At 65.0% G+C, this 18,588-nt stretch carries 20 protein-coding genes and 1 tRNA gene; 14 read left to right on the forward strand and 7 right to left on the reverse strand.

Features of this window, described 5'->3' with window-relative positions:
- The first annotated feature begins 107 nt into the window (after positions 1–107).
- The 3 genes from mutS to ACO056_RS01515 all read left to right on the forward strand — a co-directional run bounded on the left by mutS (position 108) and on the right by ACO056_RS01515 (position 4,710).
- Complete coding sequence (mutS, locus tag ACO056_RS01505; protein WP_421850770.1) at positions 108–2,678, forward strand: DNA mismatch repair protein MutS; 2,571 nt, start codon at positions 108–110, stop codon at positions 2,676–2,678.
- 184 nt (positions 2,679–2,862) lie between these two features.
- Positions 2,863–3,858, forward strand: a complete 996-nt coding sequence (locus ACO056_RS01510) for a hypothetical protein (protein WP_421850773.1) — start codon at positions 2,863–2,865, stop codon at positions 3,856–3,858.
- A gap of 96 nt (positions 3,859–3,954) precedes the next feature.
- Positions 3,955–4,710: a hypothetical protein gene (locus ACO056_RS01515; RefSeq protein WP_421850776.1), complete on the forward strand. Its 756-nt coding sequence runs from the start codon at positions 3,955–3,957 to the stop codon at positions 4,708–4,710.
- On the opposite strand, the gene ACO056_RS01520 is transcribed toward ACO056_RS01515, so the two are convergent.
- Positions 4,707–5,957, reverse strand: coding sequence for a NupC/NupG family nucleoside CNT transporter (locus tag ACO056_RS01520; RefSeq protein WP_421850779.1), 1,251 nt, complete (start codon positions 5,955–5,957; stop codon positions 4,707–4,709). The two genes, ACO056_RS01515 and ACO056_RS01520, sit on opposite strands and share 4 nt — an antisense overlap.
- Before the next feature lie 88 nt (positions 5,958–6,045).
- On the opposite strand from ACO056_RS01520, the gene ACO056_RS01525 reads away from it, so the two are divergent.
- The 7 genes from ACO056_RS01525 (at position 6,046) to ACO056_RS01555 (ending at position 11,149) form a co-directional block, all read left to right on the forward strand.
- On the forward strand, positions 6,046–6,753 hold the full coding sequence (locus ACO056_RS01525) for a queuosine precursor transporter (protein WP_421850782.1): 708 nt from the start codon (positions 6,046–6,048) through the stop codon (positions 6,751–6,753).
- Between the two features lie 54 nt (positions 6,754–6,807).
- Positions 6,808–7,746: an acetylglutamate kinase gene (gene argB, locus ACO056_RS01530; RefSeq protein WP_421850785.1), complete on the forward strand. Its 939-nt coding sequence runs from the start codon at positions 6,808–6,810 to the stop codon at positions 7,744–7,746.
- 173 nt (positions 7,747–7,919) lie between these two features.
- Positions 7,920–8,321 carry a hypothetical protein gene (locus tag ACO056_RS01535; RefSeq protein ID WP_421850788.1) on the forward strand — a complete coding sequence of 134 codons (402 nt, stop codon included), beginning with the start codon at positions 7,920–7,922 and terminating at the stop codon, positions 8,319–8,321.
- Between the two features lie 155 nt (positions 8,322–8,476).
- Complete coding sequence (locus ACO056_RS01540) at positions 8,477–8,776, forward strand: YggT family protein (protein ID WP_421850791.1); 300 nt, start codon at positions 8,477–8,479, stop codon at positions 8,774–8,776.
- A 26-nt stretch (positions 8,777–8,802) separates the two neighbouring features.
- Positions 8,803–9,696, forward strand: coding sequence for a bifunctional methylenetetrahydrofolate dehydrogenase/methenyltetrahydrofolate cyclohydrolase FolD (folD, locus tag ACO056_RS01545; RefSeq protein WP_421850794.1), 894 nt, complete (start codon positions 8,803–8,805; stop codon positions 9,694–9,696).
- A 59-nt stretch (positions 9,697–9,755) separates the two neighbouring features.
- Positions 9,756–10,523, forward strand: coding sequence for a hypothetical protein (locus ACO056_RS01550; protein WP_421850797.1), 768 nt, complete (start codon positions 9,756–9,758; stop codon positions 10,521–10,523).
- Between the two features lie 5 nt (positions 10,524–10,528).
- Positions 10,529–11,149 carry a MarC family protein gene (locus ACO056_RS01555; protein ID WP_421850800.1) on the forward strand — a complete coding sequence of 207 codons (621 nt, stop codon included), beginning with the start codon at positions 10,529–10,531 and terminating at the stop codon, positions 11,147–11,149.
- 1 nt (position 11,150) lies between these two features.
- Here the strand turns inward: ACO056_RS01555 and ACO056_RS01560 are convergent, their stop codons facing one another.
- A complete protein-coding gene (locus ACO056_RS01560) occupies positions 11,151–11,777 on the reverse strand; it encodes an LON peptidase substrate-binding domain-containing protein (protein WP_421850803.1) in 627 nt (208 codons plus the stop codon).
- A gap of 3 nt (positions 11,778–11,780) precedes the next feature.
- The gene (locus tag ACO056_RS01565; protein WP_421850806.1) at positions 11,781–12,689 is read right to left on the reverse strand and encodes a tetratricopeptide repeat protein; all 909 of its coding nucleotides are present in this window, start codon (positions 12,687–12,689) and stop codon (positions 11,781–11,783) included.
- Positions 12,690–12,903: 214 nt separating this feature from the next.
- Here ACO056_RS01565 and ACO056_RS01570 point away from each other — a divergent pair.
- The 3 genes from ACO056_RS01570 to ACO056_RS01580 all read left to right on the forward strand — a co-directional run bounded on the left by ACO056_RS01570 (position 12,904) and on the right by ACO056_RS01580 (position 15,301).
- A tRNA-Gly gene (locus ACO056_RS01570) sits at positions 12,904–12,978 on the forward strand.
- Positions 12,979–13,448: 470 nt separating this feature from the next.
- Entirely contained in the window at positions 13,449–14,954 is a 1,506-nt protein-coding gene (gene adh / locus ACO056_RS01575) for an aldehyde dehydrogenase (RefSeq protein WP_421850809.1), read from the forward strand.
- Between the two features lie 5 nt (positions 14,955–14,959).
- On the forward strand, positions 14,960–15,301 hold the full coding sequence (locus ACO056_RS01580; protein ID WP_421850812.1) for a DUF779 domain-containing protein: 342 nt from the start codon (positions 14,960–14,962) through the stop codon (positions 15,299–15,301).
- Between the two features lie 255 nt (positions 15,302–15,556).
- Here the strand turns inward: ACO056_RS01580 and ACO056_RS01585 are convergent, their stop codons facing one another.
- The gene (locus tag ACO056_RS01585) at positions 15,557–15,961 is read right to left on the reverse strand and encodes a hypothetical protein (protein ID WP_421850815.1); all 405 of its coding nucleotides are present in this window, start codon (positions 15,959–15,961) and stop codon (positions 15,557–15,559) included.
- A 374-nt stretch (positions 15,962–16,335) separates the two neighbouring features.
- Between ACO056_RS01585 and ACO056_RS01590 the strand changes: the two genes are divergently transcribed.
- A complete protein-coding gene (locus ACO056_RS01590; protein WP_421850818.1) occupies positions 16,336–16,833 on the forward strand; it encodes a hypothetical protein in 498 nt (165 codons plus the stop codon).
- 133 nt (positions 16,834–16,966) lie between these two features.
- Here the strand turns inward: ACO056_RS01590 and ACO056_RS01595 are convergent, their stop codons facing one another.
- From ACO056_RS01595 to ACO056_RS01605, 3 genes are all read right to left on the reverse strand, one after another.
- Entirely contained in the window at positions 16,967–17,218 is a 252-nt protein-coding gene (locus ACO056_RS01595; protein ID WP_421850821.1) for a hypothetical protein, read from the reverse strand.
- Positions 17,219–17,229: 11 nt separating this feature from the next.
- Positions 17,230–17,694, reverse strand: coding sequence for a DUF1348 family protein (locus ACO056_RS01600; RefSeq protein WP_421850824.1), 465 nt, complete (start codon positions 17,692–17,694; stop codon positions 17,230–17,232).
- Between the two features lie 224 nt (positions 17,695–17,918).
- Positions 17,919–18,524, reverse strand: coding sequence for a pyridoxamine 5'-phosphate oxidase family protein (locus ACO056_RS01605; RefSeq protein ID WP_421850827.1), 606 nt, complete (start codon positions 18,522–18,524; stop codon positions 17,919–17,921).
- Positions 18,525–18,588: the final 64 nt, after the last annotated feature.

Below are 18,588 nucleotides of genomic sequence, written 5' to 3' on the forward strand. Positions count from 1 at the left end.
TCCGCCCAGCCCATGCCCGGAAATGTCGATATCCGGTGTCGATCATTTGAGAAACCTGCAGCGCTAGTCTAGCCACAGCCGCTGTGAGCTCCCATGCCCCAACTCCGATGATGGCGCAATATCTTGCGCTGAAGGCGCAGGCCGAGGGCTGCCTGCTGTTCTACCGCATGGGCGATTTTTTCGAGCTGTTCTTCGAGGACGCGAAGATCGCGGCGAGCGTGCTCGATATTGCGCTGACCAGCCGGGGCGAACATGGCGGCGCGCCGATCCCGATGTGCGGTGTGCCGGTCCATTCGGCGGAGACCTACCTTGCCCGCCTGATCCGCGCCGGGTGCCGCGTCGCCATCGCCGAGCAGACCGAAACGCCCGAAGAAGCCCGCAAACGCGCCGGTTCCAAGGCTCTCGTGGCGCGCGACATCGTGCGCTTCGTGACGGCGGGAACGCTGACCGAGGACGCCCTGCTCGAGCCGCGCCGCGCCAATGTGCTGGCGGCGGTCTGCCTGGTTCGGGAGCGCGTGGGCATTGCCGCCTGCGATATCTCGACCGGGCGGATGGAGCTGGAGGAATGCGCGCCCGAGGCGCTCGCTGCAGCGCTTGCCCGGCTCGGCGCAACAGAGCTCGTGGTGGCGGAGGATTCGGGGCTCGATCTGCCCGAGGCCGCCGTGCGCCCTGCCCGCGCCTTCGATTCGCAGCGCGGCGCGGATCGGCTCATGGCGCTGCACGGCGTCGCCACGCTCGATGGCTTCGGCGCGTTCAGCCGCGCGATGCTGGCGGCAGGGGCGGGGCTGATCGACTACCTCGAGCATGTCGGACGAGGCAGCCTGCCGCTGCTGCTCCCGCCGGTGGTGCGCGAGGCGGCCGCGTTCATGGCCATGGACGAGGCAACGCGCGCCAGCCTTGAAATCCTTTCGGCCAGCAGCGGCGGGCGCAAGGGCAGCCTGATCGAGGCAATCGACCGCTGCGTGACGAGCGCAGGCGCGCGGCTGCTCGCGGAAGATCTCGCCGCGCCGCTCACCGATCTTGCCGCGATCCGCGCGCGGCTCGAACTGGTCAGCTGGTTGCACGATGATCCGCTGCTGCGCGGCGATCTGCGCGCGGTGCTGCGGGCTGCGCCGGATGTGGGCCGCGCGCTGGGGCGGATCGTGGCAGGCCGGGGATCCCCTCGCGATCTTGGCCAGCTGCGCGATGGCCTGAGCGAAGCGCAGCGGCTGCAGGCGCTGCTCGCCGCGCGCGCTGATCGGCCTGCGCTGGCCGCTAGCCTGATCCCCGCACTGGGCGGGCACGGGGCGCTGATCGATCTTTTCGCCCGCGCGCTCGTCCCCGCGCCGCCGACCGAGCGGGCGAGCGGTGGCTTCATCGCGGCGGGCTATGACGCCGCGCTCGATGCCTTGCGCGATGCGGCGGGCAATTCGCGCCGCGCCATCGCTGCGCTAGAGGCACGCTACCGCGAGGAAACCGGCACGCCCGCGCTCAAGATCCGGCACAACGGCGTACTGGGCTATTTCATCGAAGTCCCCGCGCGCCATGCCGACAGGCTGATGGCGCCGGACAGCGGCTTTACCCACCGCCAGACCATGGCAGGCGCGGTGCGCTTCAACGCGCTGGCGCTGCATGAGGAAGCGAGCCGGATCGCCGAGGCGGGCGGGCACGCGCTGGCCGCCGAGGAAGCCCACTTCGAGGACCTGACCGCCCGCGCCATCGCCGCGCGTGAGGCGATAGCCGCAACTGCGGCAGCGCTTGCCCGGATCGACGTGGCCGCCGGGCAGGCCGAGCGCGCGGCGGAGGGCGGCTGGTGCCTGCCGCACTTGTCGCAAGACACAGCGCTCACCATCCGCGGCGGGCGGCATCCGGTGGTCGAAGCCGCGCTTGCTGCGCGCGGCGAGCGTTTCGTCGCCAATGATTGCTCGCTCACTCTGCGCGACCGGCTGTGGCTAATCGGCGGGCCGAACATGGGCGGCAAGTCCACCTTCCTGCGCCAGAATGCGCTGATCGTGATCCTCGCGCAGGCGGGCGGTTTCGTGCCGGCGGAGGCGGCGGACATCGGGATCGTCGACCGCTTGTTCAGCCGCGTCGGTGCAGCAGACAATCTGGCGCGCGGGCGGTCCACCTTCATGGTCGAAATGGTCGAGACCGCCGCGATCCTCGCGCAGGCAGGCGAGCGCAGCTTCGTGATTCTCGACGAAGTGGGGCGCGGCACCTCGACTTATGACGGCCTCGCGCTCGCCTGGGCCGTGGCCGAGGCGGTGCACGAAGTGAACCGTTCGCGTTGCCTCTTCGCGACGCACTACCATGAGCTCGCGCGGCTGGCCGAAACCTGTGAGGCGCTCTCGCTCCATCACGTCCGCGCGCGCGAGTGGAAAGGCGATCTGGTGCTGCTGCACGAGCTGGCCGAAGGGCCGGCGGACAAGAGCTACGGCCTCGCCGTCGCGCGGCTTGCCGGGGTGCCTGCGCCGGTGGTGAAGCGCGCCAAATCAGTGCTCGACCGGCTGGAAAAGGGCCGCGCCGCGACCGGCGGGCTAGCCGCGGGATTGGATGACTTGCCCCTGTTTGCAGCAGCCATCGAGGCAGCAGAGGAGAAAGTGGATGCCCTGCGCGAGAAGCTCTCCGCCATCGACATCGATTCGCTGAGCCCGCGCGCGGCGCTTGATCTGCTCTATGATCTGAAGCGCGAACTGTGATGCATTTAACCCTGGCCCTCAGCCCGTTCGTGTCGAGCCCCTCGTCTTCGCTCGGGATAAACTTCCGGCCATCAGGGCCGGAAGTGGAGACACCATACGCCGCGCTTGGTGTCTCGACTTCGGGGCTTCGCCCCGCAGTTTATCCCGAGCTTGTCGAGGGGCTCGACACGAACGGGAGTTGGGGATGAAGGCAATCCGCGCCCTGCTGCTGGCCCTGCTGGCCCTGCTGGCCTGCCTGGCCGTGCCGCTCGCCGCGAAGGCTCCCGCAAAACCCGTTCAGCTCGATCAGGAACTTTACCGCACCGTGGTAGAGCGCGTGCGCGGCGGGGAGAATTTCTACCCGGCAACGATGGATGCGCAGCGGGAACGATCCTACCCGGTGCAGCCCGCGCTTGCCGTCCGTCCGCCAACGATGACGTATTTTCTCGCGCTCCTCCCCAGCACCATGGCCCGCACCGCCGCGCTGATCGCGCTGCTGTTCGGCGCGCTGATCGCAATGCGGCAGAGCCTTGCGGACCGCCCGCCTGCCGAGGCGCTGGGCATGGTCGCACTCGCCGTGGCGGGGCTGTTCGGCGCGTTCTTTCCGGACAACGTCTATCTCCACGAACAGTGGAGCGTGCTGCTGATCATGCTCTCGCTCGCCGCGCATCGGCGGCCATGGCTGATGATCGGCCTCGCGCTGCTCGCCGTGCTGGTGCGCGAGACGGCGCTGGCCTGGCTTGCGGCGATCCTGCTGATGGCGCTGTGGCAGCGCGATGGGAAGCGCGTGCTCATGGCGCTCGGCGCGATGGCGCTGGCGGCCGGGCTGTGGCTGATCCACGCGCATTTTGTTGCGGCGCAGGTCCAACCTGGTGATCTCACCTCCCCCGGCTGGGTGCGCTTTGGCGGGCTGCCGCTGGTGATCGACGCGCTGCGCCGCAATCTGGTGCTGACCGGCCTGCCCGGCCCGCTGATCCTGGCGCTCGTCGCCGCCTCGCTCGCCGCCATGCTGCGCTGGGGCCGCGAGATGGAGCGCACCGCTGCCATCGGCAGCGCCGGCTTCCTTGCCGCGCTCACCGTGTTCGGGCGGCCCGACAATGGCTACTGGGGCTTCATGGCGGCGCCCTTCGTGCTGCTTGGTTTGCCGCTGCTGGTGCGGCGGGGACTTGCCGCCGGCCGGGCACGGGCCGCGTCCCGCTAAGTCTGCCCCGGGGCCGCTACCGGTATGGATGCAACGGGTCTTGACGGGCACGCCTCACACCTCGACACAAAGGTCGGGGTAATGGGGGGTAACACATTGGCTACTGTTTCTGGCGCGCGCAGGGTTCCGCAGATCGAGCGGGACTATTTTCTGGCCTTCCTCGTCCTTGGCGTGGCAGGCGTCGTGCTCGGCTTCGTGCCGCCAAGCTGGACCCGTTTCAACGGCCTCGCCGACTACCCCGCTCCAATCGCGCTACAGATCCACGCGGGCCTGTTTCTCGGCTGGGTGGCGCTGCTTGCCGCGCAGATCGTGTTCATCCGGCAAGGCCATCCAGAGCTTCACAAGCGGCTGGGCCTTGTCAGCGCCCTGATGATCCCGGCCATGGCGATCAGCAGCGTGTTCGCCGAAACCTACAGCGAGCATTTCGAGGCGATCCACCGTCCGGGCGGACAGCGCTTTCTGATCGTTCCGATCTTCTCGCTCGGGCTGTTCCTCATCTTCACGACCCTTGGCATGCTGCTGCGCAAGCGGACGGCGATCCACAAGCGGCTCGTGTTCCTCGGAACGGCGCTGCTGTTCGGCGCGGCATGGTCGCGTGTGAGCGGTCCGCTGCTCAAGCCGCTGATGGACGGCCACGGCATGGGCTTCTTCACCCGCCGCTTCATCATGACCAACGTTTTCCTCGTGATGCTGGCCATGCTCGACTGGCGCACGAAGGGCCGGCTGCAGACCGTATCGGCCGTGGGCATCGCGGTGACGCTGGTGGCCGAGATCGTGGTGACCGAGCTCTACTACACTCCGTGGTGGCTCGGCGTGGCCGATGCCATTCTGGTCTACTTTCCCGGGCCCTAGACCGAGAGAAATATCCCCGCCAGCGCCGCGCTCATCAGGTTGCTGAGCGCGCCTGCCGCCAGTGCTTTCATGCCCAGCCGCGCGATCACCGGGCGCTGATTGGGCGCGAGGCTGCCCGAAACCGCCATCTGGATTGCGATCGAGCTGAAATTGGCAAAGCCGCACAGCGCGAAGGTGACGATCGCGACGGTGTGGGCAGAAAGGTCCTTCGCCGCGCCGAGATCGATGAAAGCGACGAATTCGTTGAGCACGATCTTGGTGCCGAACAGGCCGCCCGCCTGCGCTGCCTCGGCCCAATTGGGCGCGCCGAGGAGGAGGAACACCGGCGCGAACACCGCGCCAAGCACTTGCTGGAACGAAAGCCCGGGGAAGCCGACATGCGCGCCAACCCAGCCAAGCAGGCCATTGGCCATCGCCACCAGCGCCACGAAGGCCAGCACCATCGCGCCAACCGCGACCGCCAGCCGCACGCCGGTCTGCGCACCCTGGCTTGCCGCCATGATGAGGTTGGCAGGCCGCTCCTCATCCGGGGCGGAAATGGCGATATGCGGATTGGGCAGATCCTCGTCCGCGGGCGCATCGGGCATCGGCGGGACGTCCGGCATGATCAGCTTCGCCATCAACACCCCGCCGGGCGCCGACATGAACGCGGCGGCTACGAGATAGTCCACCCGGATTCCCATCGCGGCATAGGCCGCGAGAATCGTGCCCGCGACACCGGCCATGCCCACGCTCATCACCGTGAAGATCTGCGACGGGTTCAGCGCGGCGAGATAGGGCCGGATGACGAGCGGCGATTCGCTCTGGCCGACGAAAATATTGGAAGCAGCGCACAGCGCCTCGACCCGGCTGATCCCGGTCACCATTTCCAGCGCCCCGCCGATCCAGCGGATCACCAGCTGCATGATGCCGAGGTAGTAGAGAATCGAGATCAGCGCCGCGAAGAACACGATCGTCGGCAGCGCGGCAATTGCGAAGCTGCGTCCACCGATGGCGGGATCGGCGAGCGGCCCGAACAGGAAGGCGACGCCCGCCTTGGCATAGCCAAGCAGCCCTTCGACCCCCGCCGCTGCGCCTTGCAGCGCGGCGTTGCCCGGAGGAAAATAGAGCACCAGCGCAGCGAATCCCGCCTGAAGCGCAAAGGCAGGGACGACCACGCGCAACCGGATCGCCCGGCGATTGGAGGAAAGGAGGACTGCCAAGGCAAGAATCAGCGCCATGCCGGCGAGGCTCATCAAAACGCGCATCGCGGGCCTGCCGCTCCCTTGAACAACCCTGTTCGGTATGGCTTAAACGGGATTTGGCGCAGGGTCAAAATCCCGCTAACCGTTTCCGATGCAAGATCAACCGCCCGCCGCCCCCGCATCGCCAACGCTTTCGACATCCGGCATTCCCACCGCGCTCTTTGCCTTTTCGCTGCTTTACGGCGGCCTTGTCGTTCTTGCGGGCGTGCTCGGCACCAAGATCGCGGCGCTGGGCCATTGGCCGCTGCTCGGTGATCTTGCGGTCGAAAGCGGGATCTTCGCATTCCTGCTGCTCGTCGTGATGGCAAGCGCGGTGGCCGAACTCTACGGACAGGATGTGGCGAACCGGCTGGTGCGCTTCGGCTTCGTGCCGCTGATCGTCTCGATGCTGCTGCTTACCTTTGTGATCAATGTCGTGCCGCCCGCACCGTTCTGGGGCGATCAGGAGGCCTATGCCCGCCTCCTTGGCCAAGGCGCGCGGATGCAGTTTGCGGGGCTCATTTCCTACGGCACTTCGCAGACGCTCAATGTCTACGTCTTCTCGCGCCTTGCCGGTGGGCGCGGAAAGCTGCTGATCCTGCGCGCATGGATCGCGAGCCTGCTCAGCCAGATGGTCGATACGCTGATTTTCATCACGATCTCGTTTGCCGGCGTGAAGGATACCGCAGGGGTTCCGCTGCCGATCACGGAAATCATGACGGGCCAGATCGCCTCCAAGCTCCTGCTCTCAACGATCATGGTCCCGCCGCTGATCTGGGCCTTCGTCAAGCTTGGCCAATGGCTGGATGGAAATCGCTAGACGGTCCGGCAAATATTGCACCTTGAGGCCGCTTGGTCCAAAGCGCGGCGCATCATGAGCACCGCACACGATCCCGCCGCCGACGACGCAGCCCACCACCAGGCCATGCTCGCCAAGGCCGAGACGCTGACCGAAGCGCTCCCCTACCTGCAGCGCTATGCGGGCAAGACCTTCGTGGTGAAGTACGGCGGCCACGCGATGGGCGATCCCGATCTCGCGCAGGACTTTGCCGAGGATATCGTGCTGCTGAAAGCCGTCGGCATCAATCCGGTGGTTGTTCACGGCGGCGGGCCGCAGATCGGCCGCATGCTGAAAGCGCTCGGCATCGAATCGCGTTTCGTTGACGGCCTGCGCGTGACCGACAAGCAGACCGCCGAAGTCGCCGAAATGGTCCTCGCCGGCGCGATCAACAAGGAACTCGTCAGCTGGATCGCACGTGCCGGGGGCAAGGCCATCGGCATTTCCGGCAAGGACGGCGGCATGGTCATCGCCCGCAAGGTCAAAGCGAAGAAGGCGCCCAAGGCGATCAACGATGCGGACAGCGGCGAAGCGATCGTAGTCGACCTCGGCTTCGTCGGCGAACCGGCAAAGATCGATACCACGGTGATCGACACCATCACCGGCGCCAACATGATCCCGGTGATCGCCCCGATCGGCGTGGGCGAGGATGGCGAGACCTACAACATCAACGCCGACACCATGGCCGGCGCGATCGCCGCAGCGCTGGGCGCCGCGCGACTGTTTCTGCTGACGGACGTGCCGGGCGTACTCGACAAGGAGCGCCGCCTGCTCACCGATCTCACCCCGGCGGACATCACTCGCCTCGCCGAGGACGGCACGATCAGTGGCGGGATGATCCCCAAGCTCGAAACCTGCGTCCATGCGGTCGAGGCCGGGTGTGAGGCAGCGGTCGTGCTCGACGGGCGCGTGCCGCATGCCATGCTGATCGAGATCTTCACCGCACGCGGCGCGGGCACGCTGATCCGCGCGTGAGGCTGATCGCGGATCGCACCGCGATGGAGGGAACCGGCGCGCAGGTGGGGCATTGGCCTTGGATGATCCACCGCTTTATCGGCGCTGCTGCGCTGCTCACCCTCGCTGCTTGTTCAGCCCCGGCCCCTTCGCCTGCGCCTGCGCCGACGGCCTCCCCAGCGGAGTCGCCAACAGTGGCGGCGCCTTCACCGCCCGCCGCGCCGCCGCAGCCTGCGCCAGCCCGTCCTCCAAGCTCGCGCGATCCCGACGAGGTTCTGCGCGCGTGGGGCGCCGCCATCGAGGCGCGTGACTGGACCATGGTCCGCGCCTTCTGGGGCGATCACGGCGCGCGCAGCGGTGTTTCGGAAACCGATTTCGCGGCACAGTGGGCCGGACTGCACTATCCGAAAGTGACCTTTGGCAAGGGCGACAGCGAAGGCGCCGCGGGCTCGATCTACTACACAGCGCCCGTCACGATCACGGATGGTTCGCGGGTGATTGCTGGCGAGGTCGTGTTGCGCCGGGTTAACGACGTCGATGGCGCCACACCGGAGCAATTGCGCTGGCACATCGAAAGTACAACGCTGAAGCCCTGAAAATCGGCAGTCCCGTGCGCGAGCCTCTGGACAAATTTGTATGCAACACATACAAGTTTGTCCGTCGCCGTCAGCCGTTCGGCGAGGGGCCTCTTGTGGCTTCGGGAGAGGGTCGGCTAGGAGCGTGCTTTCCTCGCTGACATAGGGAATGCGCAATGCTGTTGTTCACGCTGATCTCTGCCATCTCGCAGCTGATCGACATTGTCGTGATGGTTGTGATCGTGCAATTCGTGCTGAGCCTGCTGATCGCATTCAATGTGGTGAACACGCACAACAAGGCGGTTTCCGCCGTGTGGACTGCGCTGAACGCCATTCTCGATCCTCTGCTGAACCCGATCCGCCGGGTCATGCCGAACACCGGGGGGGTCGACTTCTCGCCGATGATCCTGATCTTCGGCCTGCGCCTCCTCGTCCAGCTCCTCTTCTTTCTCGCGGCGACGGCCACTTCGATCTGATCCAACCCAAAACTGGAACTGCCGACATGACTGCCGCGATTATCGATGGGAAGGCTTTTGCCGCGACCTTGCGCGCGAAGGTGGGAGAGCTTGCCGCCGCATTCGAAGCGAAAGCCGGGCGCAAGGCGGGCCTTGCCGTGGTGCTGGTGGGTGAGGATCCGGCCAGCCAGGTCTATGTCCGCTCCAAGGGCAAGCAGACCATCGAGGCCGGCATGGCCAGCTTCGAGCATCGCCTGCCGGCAGAGACGCCTGAGGCCGATCTCCTCGCGCTGGTGGAGCAGCTCAATACCGATCCGGCCGTCGACGGCATTCTCGTGCAGTTGCCGCTGCCCGGCCACATGGACGAGCAGAAGGTCATTTCCGCGATCAACCCGGACAAGGACGTGGACGGCTTCCACGTGATCAGCGCGGGCCGCCTCGCGGTGGGCCAGCCGGGCTTCGTTCCCTGCACGCCGCTTGGCTGCCTGATGCTGCTGAAGGACCGGCTGGGCTCGCTTTCGGGCCTTGATGCCGTGGTGATCGGCCGCTCCAACATTGTCGGCAAGCCGATGGCGCAACTGCTGCTGGCGGAAAGCTGCACGGTGACGATCGCGCACAGTCGCACGAAGGACCTCCCCGCTGTGGTGCGCCGCGCCGATATCGTGGTGGCGGCGGTCGGTCGGGCGGAAATGGTCAAGGCAGACTGGATCAAGCCGGGCGCTACGGTGATCGACGTCGGCATCAACCGCGTGCCCGCTGCCGAGGAAGGCAAGACGCGGCTGGTCGGCGATGTAGACTATGCGGGCGCGATGGCGGTTGCTGGCGCGGTCACCCCGGTGCCCGGCGGTGTCGGCCCGATGACCATCGCGGTGCTGCTGCGCAATACGCTCGTCGCGGCGCATCGCAACGCCGGGCTCGAGCTGGCTGCGGACGCGATCTGAGGCGCTGAGTTCCCCCACAGCGCTTCCCCTCGCCGCCTGCCTGCTCTAGGCTTGGCTCCATGAAGCGCTTGATCCTCCTTGCCTTGCTGGCCCTTGCCCTCCCCGCCTCCGCACAGGATCGGCGCGGCGGGCCGCCCGGCTTCGGCAGCGGGATCACCCCCATCGGCAATCCCAGCGCGCTGATCGCCGCGGAAAGCGCCTTTGCGCGGCTGGCGCGGGAGAAGGGGCAGTGGACCGCCTTTGCCGCGACATCCACCGATGCAGCAGAAATGTTCGTGCCGCAGCGGGTGCTCGCCAAGGCCTGGCTCAAGGGCCGCGCCAATCCGCCGCAAGCGGTGCAGTGGCAGCCAAGCCAGGTGTGGATGAGCTGCGATGGCAGCGCGGGCGTGACGTTTGGCGGCTATCAGGCGGGCAGCGCAAATGGCTGGTTCTCGACCGCGTGGGAGCGCCAGCGCAAGAAGGGTGACTACAAGTGGGCGCTCGATCAGGGCGGCGATCTCGCCGCGCCGCTGGCTGGCGCTGATTTCATCACCGGCAAAGTTGCCGACTGCCCGCCGCGCCCGCACCGCAATCCTCTGGCGGACGCTCCGCCCAAGCCAAAGCGCGGTGATCCGCCCCCGCCGCCCCGCCCGCTGGCCGGGCCGATCCCGCCGCTAACCGCCCCCGCCGGGGCTGACAGCAAGGACGGTCGCTCGATCGACGGCACGCTGGCGTGGCGTTCCACCGTGCTGCCCGGTGGGACGCGTGAATGGACGGTCTGGCTGTGGCAGGACGGCAAGATGAACGAGGTGCTGAAGCGCAGCGAAGTCGCGAAGAACGAGGGCTGATCCCGATGCTGGCCCTGTTCCTCTCTGCCTTCACGACGCTATTCGTGGTGATCGATCCGCCCGGCTGCGCACCGATCTATGCCGGGCTGACGGCTTCGGCCACGCCGCGGCAGGCCTTCATGATGGCGGTGCGCGCGTGCCTGATCGCGAGCGGCATTCTCGTCGTCTTCGCGCTATTCGGCGAGGACCTGCTCGGTGCCTTGCATATCGAACTCGACAGCTTCCGCATCGCCGGCGGAATCATGCTGTTCATGATCGCCATCGACATGGTGTTCGAAAAGCGGACCGAGCGGCGCGAGGAGCGGGCGGAAAAGGTCCGCACCGCCCAGCCGCATGTGGAAGATGTCTCGGTGTTCCCGATGGCCATGCCGATGCTGGCGGGGCCGGGCTCGATCGCATCGGTCATGCTGCTCACCGCGCGGGCCAAGGGCTATGAAGAAACGCTGGTGATCCTCGCGGCGCTGGCGGCGGTCATGCTGCTGAGCTTCATTGCGCTGGTTGCCGCGCGGCCGATCATCCGGGCGCTGGGTTCACAGGTCGAGGCGGTGATTACCCGCCTCCTCGGCGTGCTGCTGGCGGCGCTCGCCGCGCAGTTCGTGATCGACGGGATCAGGGCGCAGTTCTGACCTACTGCAGCGTCACCCGCCCATCATCCGAATCGCGGCGTCCGAAGAACTGCATCAGCTGGACGAGCAGTTCGCAGCGCGCGGCAAGGCTGTCCGCTTCGAGCAGCGCCTGCTTGGCGGCAGCGTCGAACGGGGCGATTTGCGAGACGCCGTTGATCAGCGAGACATCATCGAGCCGGCCGACCGAATCCCAATCGACCGAATAGCCCTGCGCATCGGCAAAGCGGCGCGCCTCGCGCTCGAACGAGGCGCGCTCGACCGCGCTGAGGCTGGCGCCCGCATCGTCCTCGATCAGTTCGCCCTCGACCTGGCGGAAAGGCGTCGTCACATCGAGTTCGCGCAGCAGGCGGAAGCGGGAAATCCCTTCGAGGATCACGTTGTAGCGCCCGTCCTCCATCGCCTCGACTTCGCCGATCTTGCCGACACAGCCGATCTGGAACAGCGGCGCGCCATCGTACTGGCCCTGCGGCTGGATCATCGCGATGCGCCGGTCGCGCGCCAACGAATCCGAGATCATCGAGCGGTAGCGCGGCTCGAAGATGTGCAAGGGCAGCTGCAGCCCGGGGAAGAGCAGCGCGCCCGTGAGCGGGAAGATGGAGAGGCGCACCGGCCGGTTTTCCTGCGCCATGGCCTAGCCGAACAGCACGGTGGAGAGCTTGCGGCGGGTGGCCGCGACCCACGGGTCTTCAAGGCCGATGGCTTCGAAGATCTGGAGCAGGCGGGTGCGCGCGGCGCCTTCGTTCCATGTCCGGTCGCGTGCGACCATGCCGAGGAGGAGGCCGGCAGCCCCATCGCGGTCGCCAGCGGCATAGAGCCCGTTGGCGAGCGCGAGTTCAGCGTCCATATCGCCGGGATTGGCAGCCACTGCAGCGCGCAGGCCATCGAGTTCGCTCGGCTCCGGCGCATCGGCGGCGAGTGCGAGGGCGGAGCGCGCCTGCGCCAGCGCCGGATCTTCCGCCCGCTTGGGATCGAGCGCGGCAAGCACTTCCTCCGCCGCGGCCTTGTCCCCCGCCGCGAGCAGGGCGCGGATCAGGCCGGAATGGGCAGCGGCGCTATCGGGCGCGATTTCGGCGATCTGGGAGAAGATGCCGACTGCACGTTCGCCATCGCCGAGCGCAAGCACTTCCTCGCCCATGGCGAGGAGCGGGGCGATATCCTGCACCGGTTCATCGCCTGCCTGGATGGGAAGGCGCGCGAGCATCTGGTCGAGCATCTGGCGCAGCTGCGATTCGCTGCGCGCCGGAGTCAGGTCTGCCACCGGCTGGCCCTGGAACATGGCGTAGACCGTGGGGATCGAGCGCACCTGGAACTGCGCGGCGATGAACTGTTCTTCATCGACATTGACCTTGGCGAGTACGACGCCCTTATCGGCATATTCGCCGCAGACTTTCTCGAGCAGCGGGGTAAGCGCCTTGCACGGCCCGCACCATTCGGCCCAGAAATCGAGCACCACCAGCTTGGTCATCGACGGTTCGACCACAGCCTTGCGGAAGCGGTCTACCGCTTTCTGCTCTTCGAGATTGAGGCCAAGGCTTGCCACTGGACGGTCTCCGCGCTGGAACGTGAATCTGTGTGTTGCTCCCCATGTGGGAAGCGGAGGCGGTTCGGCAAGGGCATTTGCGGGCAAGAGGCGCGAGGAAGCGGCTTTGGGCGGCCTGCGCGCATTTTTGCTGTTGCGCGGGCCACGTGGGGCAGCTAAGGGCGCGCTTCACCCCGGTCGGGGCCCCTCGGGGAGCCCGATCCGAAACGCACGAGCGGGCGTAGCTCAGGGGTAGAGCACAACCTTGCCAAGGTTGGGGTCGAGGGTTCGAATCCCTTCGCCCGCTCCAGTTTCCTCCCTTCATCCTGTGCATTCCGGCGTCGGTTCCGCGTGTCTGCGGGGAACCCTCTGACTCTTTGTTGCGCTCCGCGGGGGGGGGTCGAATCCCTTCGCCCGCTCCAGTTTCCTTGCAAAGCATCAGCATTTTCGCACCTGCCGCCCCCAGCGCCCGCCTGTGGCGATTCGCGTCGGCGCCTCCCAATTTAGGTCAAGTTGACACAGTTGACACAGTCCTGAAGCGAAACTCGCCGAGGGCTCGCGCGGGCCGGTTTTGCGGCGCGGTTTCTCGAATTGATGCGGGTCAAGGAGCATGGCGCCGGTTTACCGCAGAGCCCGCGCTGTAGGACAGGGGGAAGGCAAGCAAGCCCTTGTTTCTGCGCCCGCCAGCGATAGACTTCGCCGGTGGCGAGGGCCCTGTTGGCCGCACTGCAAACCCACGCCCGGGCGCGAGACCCGGCGGGACACACGAGAGGAACGAGCATGACCGGCGCACTGCCCCCGCATCCCTTCAAGGACTATTACGGCAACTATATCGGCGGACGCTGGGTCGATGCCGCGGACGGGCGGCGGTTCGACAATCCATCGCCGATCACCGGGCAGACGATCACCTCGCTCGCGCGCTCTTCCGCTGCCGATGTCGAAGCCGCGCTCGATGCCGCGCATGCCGCCAAGGACGCGTGGGGACGCACCAGCGCCGGTGAGCGCGCGCTGATCCTGAACCGCATTGCCGACCGGATGGAAGAGAACCTCGCCCTGCTGGCTACGGCAGAGACCTGGGACAACGGCAAGCCGATCCGCGAGACCATGGCGGCGGATATGCCGCTGGCGATCGATCACTTCCGCTATTTCGCGGGCTGTATCCGCGCGCAGGAAGGCGGCATTTCCGAGATCGACCACGATACCGTGGCCTACCATTTCCACGAACCGCTGGGCGTCGTCGGGCAGATCATCCCGTGGAACTTCCCGATCCTGATGGCGGTGTGGAAGCTCGCCCCGGCGCTCGCGGCGGGCAACTGCGTGGTGCTCAAGCCCGCCGAGCAGACCCCGGCCTCGATCCACGTACTGCTCGAACTCGTCGGCGATCTGCTGCCGCCGGGCGTGCTCAACGTGGTCAACGGCTTCGGCCTTGAAGCGGGCAAACCGCTCGCGCAGAGCCGCCGCATCGCCAAGATCGCCTTCACCGGTGAAACGACGACCGGCCGCCTCATCATGCAGTATGCCAGCGAAAACCTGATCCCGGTCACGCTGGAACTCGGCGGCAAATCGCCCAACATCTTCTTTGCCGACGTGATGGACGCGGATGACGACTTCTTCGACAAGGCGCTCGAAGGCTTTGCCATGTTCGCGCTCAACCAGGGCGAGGTCTGCACCTGCCCGAGCCGCGCGCTGATCCAGGAATCGATCTACGACAAGTTCATGGAGCGCGCGGTGGCCCGCGTCGAAAAGATCGTGCAGGGCAGCCCGCTCGATGCCGCGACGATGATCGGCGCGCAGGCTTCTTCGGAGCAGCTGGAGAAGATCCTCTCCTACTTCGAGATCGGCCGGGGCGAAGGCGCCAAGGTGCTGACGGGCGGCGAGCGCGCGGTGATGCCGGGCGACATGGCGGGCGGCTTCTACGTCAAGCCGACGATCCTTGAAGGCCACAACAAGATGCGCGTGTTCCAGGAGGAAATCTTCGGCCCCGTGGTGGCGGTGACGACATTCAAGGATGCCGACGACGCGCATGCCATCGCCAACGACACGCTCTATGGCCTTGGCGCGGGCGTGTGGACGCGCAATGGCACGCAGGCTTATCGCACCGGCCGCGCGGTGCAGGCCGGGCGCGTGTGGACCAATTGCTACCACGCCTATCCCGCGCACGCGGCCTTCGGCGGCTACAAGCAATCGGGCATCGGGCGCGAGAACCACAAGATGATGTTGGACCACTACCAGCAGACCAAGAACCTGCTGGTGAGCTACAGCCCCAAGGCGCTGGGCTTCTTCTGAGGCCGATGCATAAGGTTGCAGCCACCCCGGCGGCATTGGCCCTGCTTGGCGAGATCATCGCCGAGCACGGGCCGGTGCTGTTTCACCAATCGGGCGGGTGCTGCGATGGCTCCTCCCCCATGTGCTATCCGGCGGGCGAGTTTCGCGTGGGCGAAAGCGACGTACTGCTGGGGCAGGTGGGCGAGGCGCCGTTCTATATCGGTGTGCGCCAGTTCGAGGCATGGACCGCGGCAGGCGAGGCGGTGGACCTGCTGCTAGATGCGGTGCCGGGGCGCGGGGGGATGTTCAGCCTTGATAACGGGCGCGAGCAGCGGTTTTTGATCCGATCCGGGGCGTGCGGGGTTTGACTTGAGCGTGTCAGCGGAGTTGAAATTGAAGACCAGAGGCGGAGTTCCCAGCGCGCCAGCATCGGAACTTGCCTGCTCCAGAGCAGCAAAGCGCTTAGCAGGACTGGGGCTTCGTTGAATCAGGTGCTCAAGGCGACTTCGTCGGCTACTCGCAAGTGGAAGTTGTTGGAACCGCCAATCGCGCGGGCAGTCGATTGATCAGTAGAGCACCCGTCTTATTATAATCGGCCAAACGCATTTTGAGCCGTCTAATTATTATTGTTCAAACTGACCTCTCGCCTTAAAAATAAAATAATAGCCAATACTGCCAACTCTTTGAGTCGACAATGAACAGTCACTGTCATTACTTAGACGATCCCAAGAGATCAGGCGAACTGTTCCAGCCTGTGAGGCCTTTTCTTCGGCATTCATCTTCGCTTTATTGCAGCCTTCGACCGGATCGGGCGGATTAATCGATCCTCCCGATAACGCTGCCGTGCCTTCGATCGATATTGTGCTAGCAACAGCAGCAACCGGAACGAACACAAGCCCTGCGCAAAGCAGGAAGGTGACCCGACTTGGCGTCATATGGTCCTCACTGATCTTCGGCCATGCCAAAATAAGCCAAACTTCTGATAAATAACGCAAACTAGTCAGCCAAAAAACGAACCGCTGTGCCAATTCGTTCGCAAGCAAAAAAGTCTATATACGCAGTCTGATCGAAGCAATTATCTCGGTCAAGCGCTAAGGTTTCATTTCCGACCCGCCGAGCAACAGTAGTCAGGTCAAACCTGCTTGTCGTCTGCGGCGGCAGATCATTGTGCCGCGGCGCCCTCGTTAGAAGATCATGTCAAATCAGCACCTTCCGAGCGGCCGATCCATGCAGCAGCTCTGAAAATACGACTCGCGACAAAGTGATAAGCGGCAGCGCGTTGATATTTTTGCTTGTGAATGTATCGTGCTCAAGATCGACCCTGGAATACCCCCAGACTATCACTTAATCTACTATATCGCGCATAACTTTAGCAATTTCCCGGCTTCGGAGGGACCAATTTGTGAAATATTTTAAATTCATAGCGATTGCTTATGGAATATTTCTCAACGCTTATTCGTCATGTTTGGCGCAGGACGCAGATAATCCAAGTGTTAACGATGCCCAAAGTTTTCTAATGGATGTAATGGCGCCGAACGCGAGAATGACCATACTTGATAATGACTATATATCAGATAAACTATACTTTGCAAAAATTCAAATGAAGGAAGAATATCCCTGCATATTTTCTGCATTTGTCACCAGTAACTCAAACAACAGATTTATATTAGGTTTTGATTTCAAGAATGTCGAAAAAATACAGTTCTACCAAGTCGGTGAGGACGTCGAACCGTTTTCGGCTAGCATACTAGTCACAGGAGATGTCGTTTATGGATCAAGCAAAAACCCTTTAACTAGTCATTCTGTTTTGTTGAAGTTCTCAACGAAAGGCATGAGAGATCGCTCTCTGCGTGCGCTAACATTCCTGCAGCAAAATTGCCGCTCTGAATCGCCCTTCTGATGAACCGAAGGGCCGCCGCTACAGGGCCGCATCGGCCTGAGTAGTCCTAATTTTAATCAGGGTGTTGCCCGGCGACGGTCGTCAATCGCACAATCGTCAGCGCTTTCAGCAAACGCGCACCTCATCAGTTACTTCAGCAGGGTTTCGAGCCGGAGGCCGCAACGACCGGCAGCAGGATCCAAGGGAACAGGCCTGCGAAGAACACCGTCTGCGCGGCGGTGGCGGCAAGGCCTGCGGGGACCACGAGGAACGCGAACAGGCCCCATGCGAGGAGCAGGGCCCAGCCGATCAGCCAGCTTTCCAGCCAATCGGGGCGGGCGCGGAGGCGTTCGAAGCACAGGTGCAGGACGGGCAGGCGCGAAAAAGTGGTGCGGGCGGATTTCATCGGTCTGGCTTTCAGAAGCCCAGCGCGGTGAGGCTGGGATAATCGTCGGGGCGGCGGCTGAGCGGCCAATCGAGCTTGCGCTCGTCGGCGCGGATGGGGTGTTCGTTGATGCTGGCGATGCGGCGGCGCATGAGGCCGTGTTCGTCGAATTCCCAGTTCTCGTTACCATAGGCGCGGAACCACTGGCCGCTGTCGTCGTGGTATTCGTAGGCGAAGCGCACCGCGATGCGGTTGCCGTCGTGCGCCCAGAGTTCCTTGACGAGCCGGTAATCGAGCTCACGCGTCCACTTGCGGGTGAGCAGGGCCTCCACCGCGGCGCGGCCCTGCACGAACTCGGCGCGGTTCCGCCACTGGGTGTCCTCGGTATAGGCGAGCGCAACGCGCTGCGGATCGCGGGTGTTCCACGCGTCTTCGGCGAGGCGCACCTTCTCGGCGGCGGTTTCGGCGGTGAAGGGCGGAAGCGGGGGACGCGACATCAGAGGGCCTTTCATCGAGGCGTGAGGAGACGGGTTACGTCAGGAAAGGGTGGCACCCGGGCAGGGTGCGGGGGGGATGGGTCCTGCCCGGGTGCTGGGGCTCCGGGCGGCCAGGGATGTGCCGCCAGAGCGCTAGGGCCGCCGGGAAGGGAGGGGGGAACCGGCGGCTGCTGTCTCTATGTAGGTTTGCCAGCCTAGCTTTTGTAGAGGGATAAACTGCAACGTTAGGTTCCACTTTTTGAAAGGGCGGCGAGCTGTGCTTCAAGCGCGGCAATCCGCGCATCGCGCGCCGAGAGCGCTTCGGCGACGTCCTCCGCCGGCAGGAGGTGGGGGATGTGCTGCGGGCAGTTGATGTCCCACGCGGTGATCGTGAACACCATCGCCTGCTCGGGCTTGCCGCGATAGCCGGGCACGGCGAGGGCGGCAGTGAGATCGGCATCGCCCTCGATCACCTCGAGCTCGCCCCAGAGCTTGATGCGGCGGCGATTGGCGTAATCCATCAGGAAAATGAAAGCCTTGCGGTTCTCCGCCGCGTTGCCGGTGGTGATGTACTGCCGGTTGCCGGTAAGATCGGCGAAGGCGAGGCGCTTGTCGTCAAGGATCCTGAGGAAGCCCTTGGGCCCGCCGCGATGCTGGATATAAGGCTGCCCATCGGCGCTGGCAGTGCCGAGATAGAAGCTGCGCACTTCGCCGATGAAGGCGGCAAGGCGGGCATCGACCCGGTCGGCCATGATCATCCCGGCATAGTGCTGCCGGGAACCCTTGCGGATTTGTGCGGCCTTTACCGAAGCCGAAAAGGCGTGATCGGTGGGATCGGTGGCATCGGACATGAGGGGCAAAACCTTCCTGCGGGGTCGGCCCCTGATGTAGCGCGCTGCCGGTTTCCGACCAGCC

This window comes from Novosphingobium sp., assembly GCF_965228995.1.
Lineage (GTDB): Bacteria > Pseudomonadota > Alphaproteobacteria > Sphingomonadales > Sphingomonadaceae > Novosphingobium.